This window comes from Chitinophaga sp. 22620 (genome assembly GCF_052044405.1).
Lineage (GTDB): Bacteria > Bacteroidota > Bacteroidia > Chitinophagales > Chitinophagaceae > Chitinophaga.
Map to the genome: position 1 here is coordinate 465,894 of NZ_JBQEMV010000002.1, position 16,269 is coordinate 482,162.

Below are 16,269 nucleotides of genomic sequence, written 5' to 3' on the forward strand. Positions count from 1 at the left end.
CCTTCATTCCGGCCGCTCCATCCTTCACTTCAGCCTCTCTTCCTTGCAGGCCGGCCCTGTATTCAGGAGCTTTATTCCTTTTAATCACACTTAGTTATGAAGAAATATTGTTTGCTTTATTTGCTCTGCATGATGATGGCGCATGCCTGCAAAAAATCCCCTGGAAGTCCCGGTCTTATTTCCAGGCCGGAGCCGATCGTATCAGGCAAAGGTATCCCTGAAGGTTCGCCGGTCCGTAAAACCATCGGGCCCGCGGGAGGATCGCTTGCCACTGCGGACGGTTTGGTGACCATTACCGTTCCCCCGGGCGCCGTTGCGGCCAATACGGAATTCGGCATTCAGCCCATCACCAACACCCTTACCGGCGATCCTGCCATGCTCAACTACCGCCTGACGCCAGAGGGGACCACCTTCCCCAAACCGGTGCGTGTGGCTTTTCGTTACGACCAGGCTGGTTATTCGGGCATGGCTGAGAACGGGATATACCTCGCGTATCAAACTGCAGCAGGTACATGGAAAGCCGTGCCCTCAGCGCTCAACAAACAGGCTAAAACGGTGAACATTGCTACTACACATTTCAGCGACTGGTCCATTGTAGCCTCGCTGAATCTTGTTCCTGGTAAAAAAGAGCTGGTCGCGATGGAGGAAACACATTTTAAGATCGAGGGAATATTGCCGGTGGAAGAAGACGACTACCTGCTGGCACCGCTCTCTAAAAGAGAACTGGACGGCTGGGTGCAGAATGTCCGGAACTGGCGGCTCATTGCAGGGCCCGGTTCGCTGAGCGACATTACCAATGAGCCGCTCGTGAAAGTATTCCACGCACCGGAAACCATATCTGCCACGCAGGTCGCGGAAGTGCAGGTGGAACTCACAGGCAACATGTGGGTGCCGGACACCACGGCCCCCGACGGGAGAAGGCCCATGGGACAGGTGATATTATTAAATAGTGTAACCGTGCTGGGCGGCAACTACATGGCGGGCTCTTTTATTGAATCCATCGATACGGACCAGGTATTCGCGTTGTATTCCGCCGGCAAGATCTTCATTACTGCGCATACGTCTTACGGCTCAGTGGGATTTGAATTGAACGGAAGCTCGGCACGCGCTTATCCCTGCGGGGACAGGAACCTGCCCGGCACCTGCTTTGCATCCGCCTCCCGCGACAAATTGCCCGGCGTATATGCCTATGCCTCGGAATATACGCGTTGTGAGCCTCCACATGACATTGTGTATTCGGGGGGCACCTTAAACCTGAAAAGATGGGGCAATGTGGGAGAGCCGGTGGAAGGGGAGTTTACCGGGAAACTGTTTACCGGCTCCTGCGACAATTTAAAGGAAAGAACGTTGAATGTGAAGTTCAGGACGATACGGGCGATGTGAGTTTTTGTCAGGAAGAAAGAGGATATGAACGTTAGCGTTCATATCCTCTTTTAAATTTAAGGCAGCAGCACTTTTACATTCACCTGCTTCCAGTCGCCCCGGTTAGGCGCGGCGGAAGATGCTTCTGAACTGGTCGGGATAAAGGTGATGAAAGACGAGCCCAGCACATCTACCGGCTTCAGCCCGAAAACGGGATGCTGCGTTGGCCCGGCGGAACGCAGCTTCAACTGCCTGCCGTCCGCCAGCCGCGCGAATATCTTGTATTTGCCTATAGGAATATTGTTGATGTTGCAGTGCAGGTTACCTACCTTTTTGCGGATGACGAAGGCCTTTTGTTCGCCATACAGGAAATTGTCCTGCGGAGTAAGGGTGATAATGATCTCCGCATTGGGCGGCAGGGAACCGACGGGGCGCCAGATGTCGTTCGGGTCTCCGATATCATAGTTCAGGAAAATGGAACCGCCATAGTAATTGTTACTATACCAGGGGCGGTTCACAATGTCCGCGGGATTGGCGCGGCCGTAAGACAGCAGCACGAAATGCTTCACCGCACCTCCGGCGGAACTGAATACGCCAAGCTGCCCGTCCGTGGTGTGCAGGCCGAGAGGCACGGTTGCGCCGGCATAATTCACCAGGGTGCCTGCCGCCCAGAAATGCACGCTGCCGAGGGGAACGTCCATTTCATAATACCCTTTGTTGTTGGAAGTTCCGCTGGAATAGCTGTAAGACCCGCCCACGGCTGAACTGCGTACGCCGATGTAAGCTCCTTCGATGGGTTTTCCGCTCAGGTCCGTCACGAAACCGATAAGCTTGCCCGGTTTTTTTGCCAGCTGCGGGTAGCTGGGAATGCGGCCCGGGAGCGCGCCCATGACGTTGACGTTGTCTGCGTTTGCTGCCAGGGAAAACGAGGTGTCGCCGGTTACGGAGGGCAGGGGAATAGTGGTCGGCGCGGGGTCGCCGCCGCCTGGCTGCTCGCCGGGATCTGGTTCGCTGCCGCCTTTGGAGCAGGCGGATGCAAAGCAGATCAGCACTGCGGGGATAAGAACAGATAATTTCATAAAGAATATTTAAATAAATGGGCAAGCTAATACAACCGGTTTGCTGCGGAAACAGCCACAGTAACGGAGTGGCTGACGGGGCTGCTGTAATGGCGGATATGAGATTTGTAATGTTTTTATTTGGATTTCAGTAATTTATTGCGTAATATTGCAGCCCGATTGAGAGAAATTGCCGAATAGTATAACGGTAGTACGACAGACTCTGACTCTGTTTGTCTTGGTTCGAATCCAGGTTCGGCAACAAAAAACGGGCAGGTACACAATTACCTGCCCGTTTTTTTATGATAATATTCCTCCCCGGGATATTTTCCGGGCTTTTTTCGCCCTTGTCGGTTTTGTTCTATTTTCCGGCTTGCCACCGTCCTAGTTTTGTATCATAAAATTTACAAATCATGATAGCAATTACAGGAGCCAATGGCAACTTAGGCAAAGCCACTATTTCATTCTTACTGAAAAAAACAGCACCCGCCAATATCGTGGCTGTGGTGAGGGACGCTGCAAAAGCGCAGGATCTGGCGGACGCCGGCATACAGGTACGGGTAGCGGATTACAACGATCCGGCCTCCCTGCGCAAAGCGTTTGAAAATGCAGATAAAGTACTGCAGATATCCACTGCCAGCTACGGGGAGCCGGCCATGCGCGAAGAAGGTAATGTTGTGCAGGCCGCAAAGGACCAGGGCGTAAAGCACATTGTATATACCAGTACGCTCACACCCGGCGAGGACGTGCATTTCCTGGCCGCCCGCACCTGCAACAATACCGAGCGCGCCATTAAGGCTTCCGGCATGGATTACACCATTTTCAGGAACAGCATGTACCTCGAAACCATTCCCCTGTTCATCGGCAGCGCCATGGAAGACGGGCAGGTATATTACCCCGCCGGCGCCGGGAAAGTGAGCTTCGTGTTCAGGCCCGATATCGCGGAAGCGCTGGCCAATGTGCTCACCAGCGAAGGCCATCAGAATAATGTGTACAACATCACCGGCAGCGAAGCTTACAGCTTTGGCGACATTGCCGACCTGCTGCGCTCAGAAAAAGCAATGGACGCCGCGTATTTCGACATCCCGGCCGATGCCTACCGAGCGGAGCTGGTGAAATTCGAGATGCCCGAATCCGAGATCGACTTCTACCTGAGCATGGCCCACAGCATCAAAGCAGCGGAATTTTCGCGAACGGACGATATGCTGGAAAGGCTGCTGGAACGCCCGCGCCTCGGTATCCGCGAGTTCATCCGGAGCATCTGAATCATTGAAGATCAAATCCCGGGCTGCTTTACAGGCGTAAGGCGGCCCTTTTTCAGTTGTACAAAAGCTGCGCTTTGATGTATATGGAGGCGAACAAATCCCGCCGGATGCGTGTTTTCAGTATATTCCCGCACAAAATCATGCATACATTATGGCACAACTGATTACCGGCATCCACCACATTACAGCGATGGCCGACGACTCGCAGAAAAACGTTGATTTTTATACCGGCATCCTGGGGCTCAGGCTGGTAAAGAAAACCGTGAACTTTGACGCGCCCGATGTGTATCATTTTTATTATGGCGACGAAGCCGGCAATCCCGGCAGCATACTTACCTTTTTCCCTTTCCAGGGCATCAGCAAAGGCCGCCGCGGCAAGGGAATGCTGAACACCACGGCTTTTTCCGTTCCGGCAGCCTCATTGGATTACTGGCAGGAAAGGCTGGTGAAATTCGGCGTCACCCCAAAGCCGCCACAGGAAAGGTTTGCGAAGGAAACGGTTATTTATTTTGAAGACCAGGACGGCATGGGCCTCGAGCTCGTGTTCAACGATGCGGACAAGCGACCCGGCTTCACATATGGCCATATACCGGCTGAACATGCCATCAAAGGTTTTTACAACGTCGAGATCTGGGAAGAAGGATATGAAAGAACCGCCGCGCTGCTCACCGAACAAATGGATCATAAGCTGATCGCCGAAAGCGGCAACCGCTTCCGCTTTGCGGCTACGGATTCGCCGGGGAATTATGTAGATATCCTCTGCTCTCCCGACAGCCTGCGCGGCCTTGGCGGCGGCGGTACCGTGCATCACATTGCATTTGCAACACCCGACCATGCCACGCAGGAACAGGCCCGCGAAAAGCTGCGCATGATGAATCCCACGCCCATCCTGGACCGCAGCTATTTCACCTCTATTTATTTCCGCGAGCCGGGCGGCGTATTGTTTGAGATAGCCACTTCCGGCCCGGGCTTTGCCACCGATGAAACGAAGGATCATCTGGGAGAAGCGCTGAAGCTGCCTCCTCAGTATGAGCCTATGCGTTCCGAGCTGGACCAGTCGCTGCCACCCGTTTCCGTGAACATTGATAAATTCAGGTAATATGCATCAGAAGAAAATATTTACCGGCGGCAAAAAACTGAGCGAGGCAAAACGCGCGCTCGTGCTGATACACGGCAGGGGCGGCAGCGCGGAAGATATACTCACATTGGCGGATCACCTGGATGTAAAAGATTTTGCGCTGGTGGCGCCGGAAGCCGCCGGCAACACCTGGTACCCGCATTCTTTCCTGGCGCCGCCCGCGCAGAACGAACCCTGGCTGTCGTCTGCCATCGCGGTGCTGGAAGAAGTGGTGGACGATATTGTTGCGGAAGGAATAACGAAAGAGAATATTTTCTTCACCGGCTTTTCGCAGGGCGCCTGCCTTACGCTGGAATTTGCAGCGCGAAATGCCGCGAAATACGGCGGGCTGGCGGCTTTCACAGGCGGCCTTATTGGCGACCGCATCTATCCTGAAAATTATAAAGGAAGCTTCGGGCAAATGCCCGTGTTCATCGGCAGCGGCGACCCGGACATGCATGTGCCGGTAAAACGGGTGGAAGAAACCGCCGCCATCCTTGATTCCATGGGCGCGAAAGTAACGCTGCAGCTGTATCCCGGCCGCGCGCACACCATCAGCCTCGACGAGCTTGCGCTGGCGAACAAACTGGTGTTCAATACTGCATCATAAGCTCCTGGAAACATTCCAGGTATTGGCCTACATGGTATCCGTCCATCAGCGCATGATGCACGTGGATGGATACCGGCATGCTGCGCTGGCCGACCGTTTCCGTCATTTTCCCGAAGGATATCTTGGGAATGCTGTCTTTAAAAGAAAAGCTGCGCGCATGCGACAATGCCGTGAACTTTACCCAGGGAATGGAGGAATAATGGATCACATTTTCGCCGGATACCGCGGGGATGAGGCCGGTGCTTTGCTGCACTTTTTCTATTTCCTGCTGCGCGGAAGTCTGGAATGCGGCAAAGTCTTCGTGGTAGTCCATATAGGCAAAACCAAAAGTGCCGTCAGGCCGGTTGATGGTGGGAGAGGCGTGTACTGCATCGTACTCCCACACTTCGCCGTCCGCGATCCTGTACCGGAAGGGCGCAACCTGGTTGGCCGCTTTCAGGGAACGGTAGAGGTAATACAGGAAGAAGGAAATGCCCTGGGCTTTAGCTGCATCGTAGGCGCGCGTGCAGTCTATTTCGGCGCAAAGGCCGAAGTACGGCTCTTCAAACTGGCTGAAGAATGTAAAATGGTCCCGGCGGGGCCATTGCTGAAGGTCTATTTTTTGTTTCATGCCAACAGTACCGGTAAGATGTCAGAAATGGTGTTCAGCTGGCGGAACTGTGCATGCTCCACGTTGTGGTCCACCTTTTCGTGGGTCCAGGTAACGTGGTAGGGGATATGCACGGCATGCCCGCCGATGGCCAGCACGGGCATTACGTCTGACTTGAGCGAATTGCCGATCATGAGGAATTCCTCCGGCTTGCAGTCCAGGTGGCGGATGAGTTTTTGATAATCTTTCTCCTGCTTGTCGCTCATGATCTCGATGTGATGGAAGTAGTGGGAGAGGCCGGATTTGAGCAGCTTCCGCTCCTGGTCCAGCAGATCGCCTTTTGTGGCCACTACGAGCCTGTATTTTCCTTTCAGCGCTTTCAGCACATCTTCTACCCCTTCCAGCAGCTCCACGGGTTTATTGAGCATTTCCTTGCCTGTTTCGATGGCTTTCATGATCAGCTCGGGGCTGGCGGTGTTGTTCGTTACGCGGATGATCGTTTCGATCATACACAGCATAAAAGCTTTGATGCCGTAGCCGTAGAGCGGGAGGTTGGCCATTTCCGTTTTGAAAAGCTCCTGCGAGGTGGAATGCATGGGCAGGTAGTCTTCCAGCAGGGCGCAGAACTGCTGTTCCGTTTCCTGGAAGTAAGGCTCGTTCACCCATAAAGTGTCGTCCGCGTCGAATGCAATAACCTGTATGTTAGTCATGGTGCCTGATGTCTTTTGGTAATTGTCCGAAATGTTTTTTGAATGCTTTGGAAAAGTTGGCCGTTTCGCTGTACCCCAGGGAATCCGCCACGTCGAATACGGAGCGGGAGGTATCCCTGAGCAGCTGGAGCGCATGGTTCATTTTCAGTTCGTTAAGATAACCAAAAACCGTGGCGCCGAACAATTCCCTGAAACCTTTCTTCAGTTTAAAATCATTCAGCCCGCAATACCGCGCCACTTCCAGCAGCGAGAAGGGTTCCAGCATATGATCTTTCACAAACTCCCGTGCTGCGTACAGCTTTTCCCGGTCCGCCGGCCTGATGCGCGGCGGGCGCAGGCCCTGCAGCTGCTGCGCCTGTTCCATCTGGAGCAAAAAAAGGTCTGTAATGCGCGACTCCAGGAACAGCTGCTTCATAAAACCGCTGTAACGGCCGTATTGAAGGTCCGATATGGCTGCCATCTGCCGGCCGGTAACGGGCATGGGCCGGGAGGTAAGACTGGCGGCCTCGCCGTTGCGCACCCTTTCCCAGAACCTGTCCGAAAATCCGTCTTCGTCAGACATGAACCGTTCAAAGAAAGGTTCTTTCATTTCAATGCTCAACAGCCTGATGACCGGGCTGCTGATGCTGTAATACCCGTGAAACTCAGGCGTGTAAAAGATGGTATGCTGGGCATCGCCCATGGTGGGCGACACGGGGTTGTCGTAAGAATGCGCCCTGCTGCTGCCTTCCAGGCAAAAATACATGTCCAGGAAAGGTTCCGTGCGGTCGTCTGTCCTTTTCACTTCTTTTTGCTGGAACCCGCTGGCGAAAATGATGCTCACCCCTTCGAACGAAGCGGTACGCACTTCCGCGTCAGCATGGTCATCCGTTTGCCGGAATTTTTGTTCTGTAAGCGTGTATTGTGCAGGCATTCAGCGTATGTTAGGCGGAGCGGTTAAACAAATCGGGGATCAAATATAAACCATTTCCGCGTTCGCAACGCCTGTTTACAATAAGAAAAGTGAGAGTACATACACAATGGCAAAAGTGACCGTGCCCATGATGATCGTGGCGCCGGAATAAACTTTCAGCATCGGGTTCATTTCCAGGCCGGAAAATTTGCTGATCACCCAGAAGTAGGCGTCGTTCGCATGGGAGATCATCATGGAACCTCCCCCGAGCGCCAGCATGCACAGCAGGCGGCCCATATCGCTGTCCAGCCCCAGCACCGGCAACAGCGGCTGGATGATGGACGCGGCGGTGATAATGGCTACGGTGGAAGAGCCCTGTGCGGTTTTCAGCAATACGGTCAGCAGGAAAGGGAAGATGATGCCGATATGGCCCAGTTGCAACGAGGAGGAAAAATGATCGCCGATCTTCGTGGTGGCGAGTATGGCGCCAAAAGCGCCGCCTGCGCCGATGATCACGAGAATGCCGCCGGCTTTTTCGGCGGCTTCGGTCATCAGGTGGCTTACGGCCGCGCGTTTCCAGCCTTTACCCGTGTAAAAAGCAAGCAGCACGCCCACTGCAAGGGCTATCACCGGGTCGCCGAGCACATGCAATACGCCGCCGCCTTTTTTCAGGTCGGTAAAAGCGCCCGCGGCAATCAGCACGATGGGCAGTATAATGGGCAGGAATGCTTTCCAGGCGGGCGTATCCGGTAATTCTTCCGGTTCATGCTCCTCTGCGGTATCTGTAACAGGTATGCGTTTCCCCATGAACGCAGCCCACCAGCAGCCCGCCACCGCGGCGGGAATGGCTACCAGCGCGCCGGTGAGTATCAGCTTCCCGATATCGGCGCCGATGATGCCCGCGGCGGCCGTAGCCCCTGGATGCGGCGGTATCAGGCAGTGTACCGCGTACAGGCCCGCCGCCAGGGAAACGGACATCACCAGGATGGACGCCCCGCTGCGCCTCGCTACAGAACGGTTCAGCCCGCTCAATACAATGTATCCCGAATCGCAGAAAATAGGCAGGCCCACGATAAAGCCGGTGATCCCCATCGCCACCGCCGCTCTTTTTTCTCCCACGATCTTCAGGATGGCAGCGGCCATCACCCGCGTGGCGCCGGTGTATTCCAGTACCACGCCCAGCATGGTGCCCAGCATGATGATAAAACCAAGGTTGCGCAGTATGTGCCCGAACCCGTCTTTCATGGTGTTGATAACGTCGGCAAAGGAAAGCTGAACGCCCAGCCCTACCACGAAACAGGCAAGGAACAGCGCGAAAAAAGCGTGTACCCTGAACCGTACGGTCAGCAAAACAATGAGGCCAATGCCCGCTGCGAGAGAGAGCAGTACTTGCAGGAAGGATGTGGTCATAACCACAATATAATGATAAATCCCGGTCAGATCAGGTCAAATGCCTGCGCAAAACGCGTGATGTCGTAAGAGGATTGCGCATTGAGCTTGTTCTTGATGTTGCGGCGGTGCGTAGACACTGTTTTTTCTGAAATATTGAGGGTGGCTGCGATGTCCGCGGAGTTTTTCCCGAGCGCCATCAGCCGCATTATTTCCTTTTCGCGGTGCGTGAGCGCGGCAAACACATGTTTGTATTTGCGGAGGAAATTATTTTCTTCCAGCAGCCGGTTCACCTTCACGGTGATGTGATGCCCGGGATGGATGGGCATGGCCAGCGTGATGCAATGGGTGGGCGCGCCTTTGTCGTTGCGCATGAATATCCGCGTGGCGCTCAGGTACCACTCCCAGTCGAGCCCGGGATGCGCGCGCACCTGCTGGAAAAAGGAAACGAACGCATCGTCACGGTTCTCGTTGATGAGCTGCATGATGCGGGGAAGGTAATCTTCCATTTCCTGCGGATTAAAAAAACGGTGATGGTATTCAGGGCCCATGGCGCGGAGTTCGGCCAGGTTGGTCTGCAGGATGGCCTGCCCCTTGGGCGACATGTATTCTACGGATTGTGTGTCGAGGTTGTGGACGATGATAACAGCAGGGAATTCTTCCCCCATTCTCTCCAGTGCTGCTATTTTCTGATACAGGGATTGCGCCGGATTGCTCATATACACAAGATACACAGAAAGTTATGCATCAGGAAACGTTTGCCGGAAATAATCTCAGCCGCTGCCGGTCTTCTTAAACCTTTCGCGGGAGCCGGAACATACCCTGCGACGCCAGGTGCGGCAAATGCTGGAAAAAAGCCATCCAATTGTTTAATTTAGCCGGATCACAACTACGAGCAACCATGAGATGGATATTTATACTAATGCTTTTTACCTACTCCGCGCAGGCGCAGAAAAAGATCACTTACGCGGTTAAAGGCAAGGACACCCTTTACCTGGATCACTACGAACCCACCACAAAGCCCAACGGTATGAGCATCATGTTCGTGCACGGCGGCGGTTTTAACAGCGGGAACCCTGGGGGCCAGAAGCCTTTTGCGGAAGGTATGCGAAAAAGGGGATACAATGTGTTCGTGATCTCTTACCGCCTGTACCTGAAAGGCGGCAGCTTTGGCTGCAACACGGCCACGCCGGTGAAGCTCAAAGCTGTCAGCACCGCGGTGGAAGACGCTGCCGATGCCGCGAAATATATCATCGTGAACGCATCCGGGCTCGGCGTCGATACGTCGAAATTCTTTATTTCCGGCAGCAGCGCGGGCGCGGAAACCATTCTCCAGCTGATGTATAATCCATGGGCTGCTACAGATAAAGCGCGCTACGGCTATTTCGCCACGCCCCGCTTCAAAGGCGCGCTGGTGTTTGCCGGCGCTCTCATAGATATCAACACCCTCAGGCAGGACAATTGGGTGCCTATGCTGCTGATGCATGGCACGAAAGACCAGCTGGTGCCCTACGGTACGGCCGTTCACCATTACTGCAATGCCAATAGCGACGGCTGGCTGATAATGTTCGGCGGAAAGACCATCCTGGAGCAGGCCCGGCAATGGAACAAACCGGCCATCCTGTATACGTATACGGGCGGGGGCCATGAAGTGGCCAACTTCATGTTCCGCGAATTCGACAAGATCGACGCATTTATGCAGGATGTGGTAAAAGGGAAAGAGATTAAACCGGAAGATATAGTGTTGAATGCGCCTGTGAAATAGGCTGCTTTTTATTTTTTTGAAAGCCTCGCCGGATGGCGGGGCTTTTTGTTATCAGAGCAGTTTGCCCAGCTCATCCGGGTCCGGCAAAATGTCTTTCATGGAGCTGGGTACTTCCGTTGTTACCTTTATTTCTTCCGGCAGGCTGAGATCGAAGTTGTGAGATATCTTACCCTGTTTCTGGAAATATCCCGTATCAATGTGGAAATCCAGCATGCGGAAGGACCATTGGTTTTTGTAAGCCGCTGTCATGTAAAACCATCTTTCTGCGGGATCTTTTAGCGCCATTAACCTGCAATGAAGAGTGAATCCTATTCCCTTGAACATTTCAAGAAACGTATCTGCATTTACCTGCTGAAGTAATGACGGGAAATTCTCGGAGGATTCACTTTTCTCCAATTGGCTCAACACTGTTGAGCCAATTATAATTGATTGTAAATCAGGGTGCGACTGATAGAATATCCGCATTTTTTCAGGTTTTGAGCGCTGAATCCTTTTGGAGATTCTTTATAAAAGAGTAGTCACAAGAAGCTATTTTAAACGATTTATTATCAATTTATTGGGGTGCATTGGAAATATTAGTAACGATTTGATGGCTTAAAGCAAGTGAATGATACTTGATTCCCGGTATAATGGGACTCCGAAAAAAAGAGATAATTTTCTCCCCCGAACAATGTATTTTGAGGCCCTCCTAACAACCTGTCACTGTTTATGAAAGTATCCGGATTCACCTTTGTGCGAAATGCAGTTAAATTTGATTATCCCGTGGTGGAATCCATCCGCTCCATCCTGCCGCTCTGCGACGAAGTGGTCGTGAGCGTAGGGGATTCGGAAGATGAAACCCTGGCGCTCATCGAATCCATCAACTCTCCCAAGATCAAAATATTCCATTCCGTCTGGGACGATTCCTTGAAAGAAGGAGGGCGCATTCTCGCCGTGGAGACCGATAAAGCTTTCGCGCATGTAAGCCCCGACGCTACCTGGGCCTTCTACATCCAGGCGGATGAAGTGCTGCATGAAAATGATTACGGCAACATCCGCGCGGCCATGGAGCAATATAAGGACGATAAAAGAGTGGAAGGCCTGCTTTTTAAATACCTTCACTTCTATGGCAGCTACGACTATATCGGCGATTCACGCACCTGGTACAACCAGGAGATCCGCATCGTGAGGAACCTTAAGGACGTCCGCTCATACAAAGACGCACAGGGCTTCCGCCTCAACGGCCGGAAACTGCGCGTGAAGCCCGTCAACGCCTGCGTTTACCACTACGGCTGGGTGAAAGACCTGCTGCACGCAATGAATAAATGGAAGAACACGGCAAAACTCTACCATGGCAACCACCCGGAGAAGATCAAGCATGTGATAGAAGCGGAATGGTTCGACTATTCCGGGATCGATTCGCTGAAACACTTTACCGGTTCGCACCCTTCCGTGATGAAAGACCGCATTGCCGCCAGGAACTGGGAGTTCAAGCACGATGTGAGCAAGAAGAAATTCAAAAGCTTCAGCAAAAAGCTGCTTTACTGGATCGAGCAGAAAATGGGAAAACGTTTATTCGACTACAGGAATTACAAACTGATAAGATAAAAAAAGAGCCCATCGGGCTCTTTTTCGTTTATGATTTGCGTATCTCTATTTTATAATCCCCTTTCACTCCCTGCGCTTTCCCTTTCAGGACGATCCTTTCCAACCCGCCGGGCCAGCTTCTTTCCAGCCTCGGGTCTTTGTTGTCGATGTGCTCGCTGCTGGCTTCCAGCTGGCGCGCGTTGTAGCTCATGCTCAGCGTGAAGTTCTGGCCGGTGAGTTTGATCACGCCGGGTACGGAGGCATCCACTTTGCAGGCCGTGAGAAAGTGCAGCTCAGGCGGCGCCACAAAGGAATCCAGCACATAAGCGTCGCTGATGGTGAAGGATTTTCCACGTTGCAGGGAATATCCTCTTTTCCATGACTTTACTTTAGCCTCAGCAGGGTATGCGGTCGCAATGTCTGCCGTGAAATTCACCTGTTTGGCGGTTGCGGAAAACGCTGCGGATGCGGCTTTGAACTCGCGGCCGTTCTTCTGCTGCACGCCGTTGATCAGCGGCAGGTTGTGGTAGGCGGACTGCATCGTCCATATCTTGTAACGGTCCGGGCTGAAGGTCTGCCGCACGTAAGTGCCTACGCCGGCGTCCACGAGGCAGGGCAGGCCGTTGTAGTAAAGTATGAAAGTGCCCACATCGTTGTGGTTATGCGATTCTGCGTTATGCCCGCCTTTGCCGGCAAAATAGAATCCCTGTTTGCTGCCGGGGTATTCCCTGGCGATGGCCACCTGGTTGTCCGGGTACCAGGCGTGGTCTGTAAGCGGCTCGCGCGCGGGGCTGGCCATGATCTCCTTCATGGAGGTGAGGTCTGTGATCACTGCTTCGATAGTCCCGGAGGAAGGGTGTTCATCCATTTTTTCCTTCTGTGCATAAAATGCGCCGAAGCCCATCATCACCGGGTCGCCGATGGCTTTGCCGTAGCGGTACACCATGCCTTCGTTGATGCCGCCTTTGGCGCTGGCGTCCGCGAAGTTCACGAAATAAGGGTCGTTGATGTAAACATTGGCGATGTATTGGCCCATGTTCCTGATCAGCGGGTGGGAAAAAACGTTGAGCTTGCCGCGGGTGGCGTGGTGCAGCAGCTCAAGGCATTCAAAATATTTGCCGCCGGCATGGCTCCAGTACGAAGGGCCTTCGTCGCATGCGCCGTCTGGATGGTACCAGTCGGTGAACCGGTCTATGGACTGCATGGCTTTGTAAATGTTCTTCGAGCGGGCGGCCTGGTCTTCTTCCAGCAGCAGTATGCACTGCATTACGTTGTAGTTGATCCATGGGTTCCAGTTGTTCTGCGGGCGGTCGTTGAAGCCCATCCACCAGAAATCATTCCTTTTGTAATAGGGCTCCAGGATCTTGTTGCGCACTTCGTACCGGATGCGCGCGGCAATGAGCGGGTTCACCTCATCCAGCTTTGCGCGGAAGAAATGATGCACCCAGGCCAGGAGTGCGCCCGCATCGGCGGAGCCAAGGTCTATCACCGGGTTGGTAACGTCGGGCACCAGGTCTTTGCCGCGGGTAACGGGAAGGTGGGCGCTCAGCACCCATGAACTTTGCTCGCAAACGGCCCATATGCCGTTGATGAGCTGGTCGGTGAACCGGCCTTTCCCTTCAGCCAGCTCTGCCAGCGCAAGGGCCTGCAGGGCGTTCTTGCGGTCGCTGTTCGGGTTCTGCATGATATTGCGGTCGCCCGTCCGGGTAAATTCCATGTAATCGGTGGCTTTCACAACGCCCCAGTTGAATTTGAGCAGGCCTTCACCGCGTTTGATGAACTCGCTCCTGATGGAGGCGGGAAGGCCGTCCCAGAATCCGCGGTTGGAATAGGCGGGAAGGGTCACCCAGTCCTGGTTGTTGACGAGCATGCCGCTCAGCTGGGCTTCAGAGTAGCTGCGGGTAAGCAGTTTTTGGTGATCCTGCGCATGGGTAATGACTGGCAGCAGGAAGGCCAGTAAGACTAGTGTTCTTTTCACGTGGAAATAAATTTGATACAAAATAGCACCAAATTTATTGGGATCAAATAGCGCCGGCCGCTATCTTTCCTTCAGCTTGTTCAGGTTGATCTTGAATGTTTGTCCCACGGGCAGGCTCTCATCCAGTACCACCACATGCCGCGGCCCCCATTCTTCCACTTTGTCCGCCGCTATGATATAGGATTTGTGGATGCGCACGAAGTGGCAGTCCGGCAGCAGCTTTTCCATTTCGGCGGTGGTGGCGTTCACGATCAGGCATTTGTTTTCGAGGTAAACCTTCACGTAGTTGCCCATGCTCTGCACGTAGTAAATATCCATCGGGTCCACCGTGGTTTGGGTGCTGCCTGTTTTGAGCACCAGCGGCTCTACGGGCGGCGTGCTCACGGGGGCTTCCTGCTGGAGGATCTTGTTCACCGCTTTGAGGAAACGCGGGAAGCTGATGGGTTTGAGGATATAATCCACCACATCGTACTCATAGCTTTCCAGCGCAAATTCGCTGTAAGCAGTGGTGAGTATGATCTTCGGGTGATTGTTGTTGAGCGTCTTCAGGAGGTCCAGCCCGCTTAGTTCCGGCATATTGATGTCCAGGAATACCACGTCCACTTTCTCGCGGTGGAGGAAGTTGGCGGCCTCCATGGCGTTGTAGCAGTGACCCACTACCTGCAGGGCCTGTACTTTTTCAATATGGGCTTCCAGCACGTAGTGCGCCCCGGGTTCGTCATCTACGATCAGGCAACGGAGTGTTTGCATGGCGGTCCAGTGTTAAGATAAGTTCTGTATAATAAATATTGTTCTCTTCATGCGTAATGAGGGTGTGCCGCTTGGAATAGGCCAGCGCCAGGCGCTGCTTTACGTTGTTCAGCCCCACGCCCGTCGAAGATACGGATTGTTTGTTGTCCGGCACGGTATTGCGGATCTTCATATGCAGCGTTTCCCCCTTTATTTCCAGCTCCACCTTGATGTAGCTGGCGCTCATGCTGGAAGGGGCGTATTTGAACGCGTTCTCCACGAAAGCGATCAGTATCAGCGGCGTGATCAGCAGGTCTTTTTCATGGCCTTTTTTCTTGAAGTTCACCTGGCAGCGCTGGCGCACGCGGGCCCTTTCCAGGTGCACGTAATTGCGGATGAACTGGAGCTCGTCTTCCAGCGGCACAAATTGCTTGCGGGAGCTTTCCAATTGGTAGCGCATCAGTTCGGATATGCTGAGGATCAGCTCAGGCGTTTTGTTGGGATAGCGGAGGCTCACCCCGTAAAGGTTATTAAGGGTGTTGAAGAAGAAGTGCGGGTTGAGCTGGCTTTGCAGGTATTGCAGCTCTTTTTCCCTTAACAGGAGCGAGTTGCGCAGCTCCATGGTTTGCAGGGTGGCGCCGCGGTAAAGGAACCAGAGCCCGATGCCGATCAGCAGGCAGGCCAGGGCAAACACGAAATCCCCGATCCAGAGCATGTCCATATCGGTTTTGAATACTTCCACCCGCAGGGTATAGGTCACAAAGGTGGTCACGGCCAGCCCGCTGCAGATCACCCCGAAGTATTGCCAGTAATGCCTTTTGATGATGAGCAGCTGCAGGGCGAACTTATTGTGCAGCGCGGCCATGATGTAAACGAACACCAGCGATACCCCCTGGTAAACGTAAAGGTTGGTATTACTGATAGGTTCATATTGCAGGTTGATGAGCAGGTTCACTCCCAGCAGCACTATCAGGAACAGAATATTGACTACCCAGCTATTGTTGAATATGTTCTTAAAAGCCATACAAACGGCAAATTAAGACGATCCGGGAGTAAATGGAGCCATTTTTCTGATATCCCGCATTCGTCATTTCCCACGCGGCTTTGGTCAGCTATTTTTGGCAGTCAACTTTTCAAGTCGCAGCTTTGTGTCCTGAAAAACAATTCAGCCGCCATTCTAAAACTGAAGTTGTTAGTTAGTCTCAAACCATTGTTAACCATTTAACCGCCAGGGGCGGG

Annotated in this window: 16 protein-coding genes and 1 tRNA gene; 7 read left to right on the forward strand and 10 right to left on the reverse strand. The window is 53.3% G+C overall.

Going from position 1 to position 16,269, the window contains the following annotated elements; translation table 11 throughout:
* Positions 1-96: 96 nt before the first annotated feature.
* Positions 97-1,383, forward strand: coding sequence for a hypothetical protein (locus ACTJIK_RS11620; protein WP_440646519.1), 1,287 nt, complete (start codon positions 97-99; stop codon positions 1,381-1,383).
* Positions 1,384-1,439: 56 nt separating this feature from the next.
* On the opposite strand, the gene ACTJIK_RS11625 is transcribed toward ACTJIK_RS11620, so the two are convergent.
* Positions 1,440-2,441, reverse strand: a complete 1,002-nt coding sequence (locus ACTJIK_RS11625; RefSeq protein ID WP_440646520.1) for a hypothetical protein — start codon at positions 2,439-2,441, stop codon at positions 1,440-1,442.
* A 170-nt stretch (positions 2,442-2,611) separates the two neighbouring features.
* On the opposite strand from ACTJIK_RS11625, the gene ACTJIK_RS11630 reads away from it, so the two are divergent.
* The 4 genes from ACTJIK_RS11630 (at position 2,612) to ACTJIK_RS11645 (ending at position 5,412) form a co-directional block, all read left to right on the forward strand.
* A tRNA-Gln gene (locus tag ACTJIK_RS11630) sits at positions 2,612-2,682 on the forward strand.
* Positions 2,683-2,833: 151 nt separating this feature from the next.
* Complete coding sequence (locus ACTJIK_RS11635) at positions 2,834-3,685, forward strand: SDR family oxidoreductase (protein WP_440646521.1); 852 nt, start codon at positions 2,834-2,836, stop codon at positions 3,683-3,685.
* 151 nt (positions 3,686-3,836) lie between these two features.
* Positions 3,837-4,784, forward strand: coding sequence for a ring-cleaving dioxygenase (locus tag ACTJIK_RS11640; protein ID WP_440646522.1), 948 nt, complete (start codon positions 3,837-3,839; stop codon positions 4,782-4,784).
* Position 4,785: 1 nt separating this feature from the next.
* Positions 4,786-5,412, forward strand: coding sequence for an alpha/beta hydrolase (locus ACTJIK_RS11645; protein WP_440646523.1), 627 nt, complete (start codon positions 4,786-4,788; stop codon positions 5,410-5,412).
* Here the strand turns inward: ACTJIK_RS11645 and ACTJIK_RS11650 are convergent.
* The 5 genes from ACTJIK_RS11650 to ACTJIK_RS11670 form a co-directional block, all read right to left on the reverse strand.
* On the reverse strand, positions 5,396-6,022 hold the full coding sequence (locus tag ACTJIK_RS11650) for a CatA-like O-acetyltransferase (RefSeq protein ID WP_440646524.1): 627 nt from the start codon (positions 6,020-6,022) through the stop codon (positions 5,396-5,398). The genes ACTJIK_RS11645 and ACTJIK_RS11650 overlap by 17 nt on opposite strands.
* On the reverse strand, positions 6,019-6,711 hold the full coding sequence (locus ACTJIK_RS11655) for an HAD family hydrolase (protein WP_440646525.1): 693 nt from the start codon (positions 6,709-6,711) through the stop codon (positions 6,019-6,021). The genes ACTJIK_RS11650 and ACTJIK_RS11655 overlap by 4 nt, the downstream gene beginning before the upstream one ends.
* On the reverse strand, positions 6,704-7,624 hold the full coding sequence (locus ACTJIK_RS11660; RefSeq protein ID WP_440646526.1) for a helix-turn-helix transcriptional regulator: 921 nt from the start codon (positions 7,622-7,624) through the stop codon (positions 6,704-6,706). The genes ACTJIK_RS11655 and ACTJIK_RS11660 overlap by 8 nt, the downstream gene beginning before the upstream one ends.
* Before the next feature lie 75 nt (positions 7,625-7,699).
* Positions 7,700-9,013 (reverse strand): GntP family permease, encoded by a 1,314-nt coding sequence (locus ACTJIK_RS11665; protein WP_440646527.1) that lies wholly within the window; start codon positions 9,011-9,013, stop codon positions 7,700-7,702.
* A 26-nt stretch (positions 9,014-9,039) separates the two neighbouring features.
* Entirely contained in the window at positions 9,040-9,711 is a 672-nt protein-coding gene (locus ACTJIK_RS11670; protein WP_440646528.1) for a response regulator transcription factor, read from the reverse strand.
* 182 nt (positions 9,712-9,893) lie between these two features.
* Between ACTJIK_RS11670 and ACTJIK_RS11675 the strand changes: the two genes are divergently transcribed.
* Positions 9,894-10,757: an alpha/beta hydrolase gene (locus tag ACTJIK_RS11675; protein WP_440646529.1), complete on the forward strand. Its 864-nt coding sequence runs from the start codon at positions 9,894-9,896 to the stop codon at positions 10,755-10,757.
* Between the two features lie 51 nt (positions 10,758-10,808).
* On the opposite strand, the gene ACTJIK_RS11680 is transcribed toward ACTJIK_RS11675, so the two are convergent.
* Entirely contained in the window at positions 10,809-11,006 is a 198-nt protein-coding gene (locus tag ACTJIK_RS11680) for a hypothetical protein (protein ID WP_440646530.1), read from the reverse strand.
* A 459-nt stretch (positions 11,007-11,465) separates the two neighbouring features.
* Between ACTJIK_RS11680 and ACTJIK_RS11685 the strand changes: the two genes are divergently transcribed.
* Positions 11,466-12,344: a glycosyltransferase family 2 protein gene (locus ACTJIK_RS11685; protein WP_440646531.1), complete on the forward strand. Its 879-nt coding sequence runs from the start codon at positions 11,466-11,468 to the stop codon at positions 12,342-12,344.
* A 28-nt stretch (positions 12,345-12,372) separates the two neighbouring features.
* On the opposite strand, the gene ACTJIK_RS11690 is transcribed toward ACTJIK_RS11685, so the two are convergent.
* Genes ACTJIK_RS11690 through ACTJIK_RS11700 form a run of 3 tightly spaced genes read right to left on the reverse strand, consistent with a single transcriptional unit; the run spans position 12,373 to position 16,054 of the window.
* Positions 12,373-14,301: a heparinase II/III domain-containing protein gene (locus ACTJIK_RS11690; RefSeq protein WP_440646532.1), complete on the reverse strand. Its 1,929-nt coding sequence runs from the start codon at positions 14,299-14,301 to the stop codon at positions 12,373-12,375.
* 60 nt (positions 14,302-14,361) lie between these two features.
* On the reverse strand, positions 14,362-15,051 hold the full coding sequence (locus ACTJIK_RS11695) for a LytR/AlgR family response regulator transcription factor (RefSeq protein WP_440646533.1): 690 nt from the start codon (positions 15,049-15,051) through the stop codon (positions 14,362-14,364).
* Positions 15,020-16,054 (reverse strand): sensor histidine kinase, encoded by a 1,035-nt coding sequence (locus ACTJIK_RS11700; RefSeq protein WP_440646534.1) that lies wholly within the window; start codon positions 16,052-16,054, stop codon positions 15,020-15,022. Before ACTJIK_RS11700 ends, ACTJIK_RS11695 begins: the two co-directional genes overlap by 32 nt.
* Positions 16,055-16,269 lie beyond the last annotated feature (215 nt).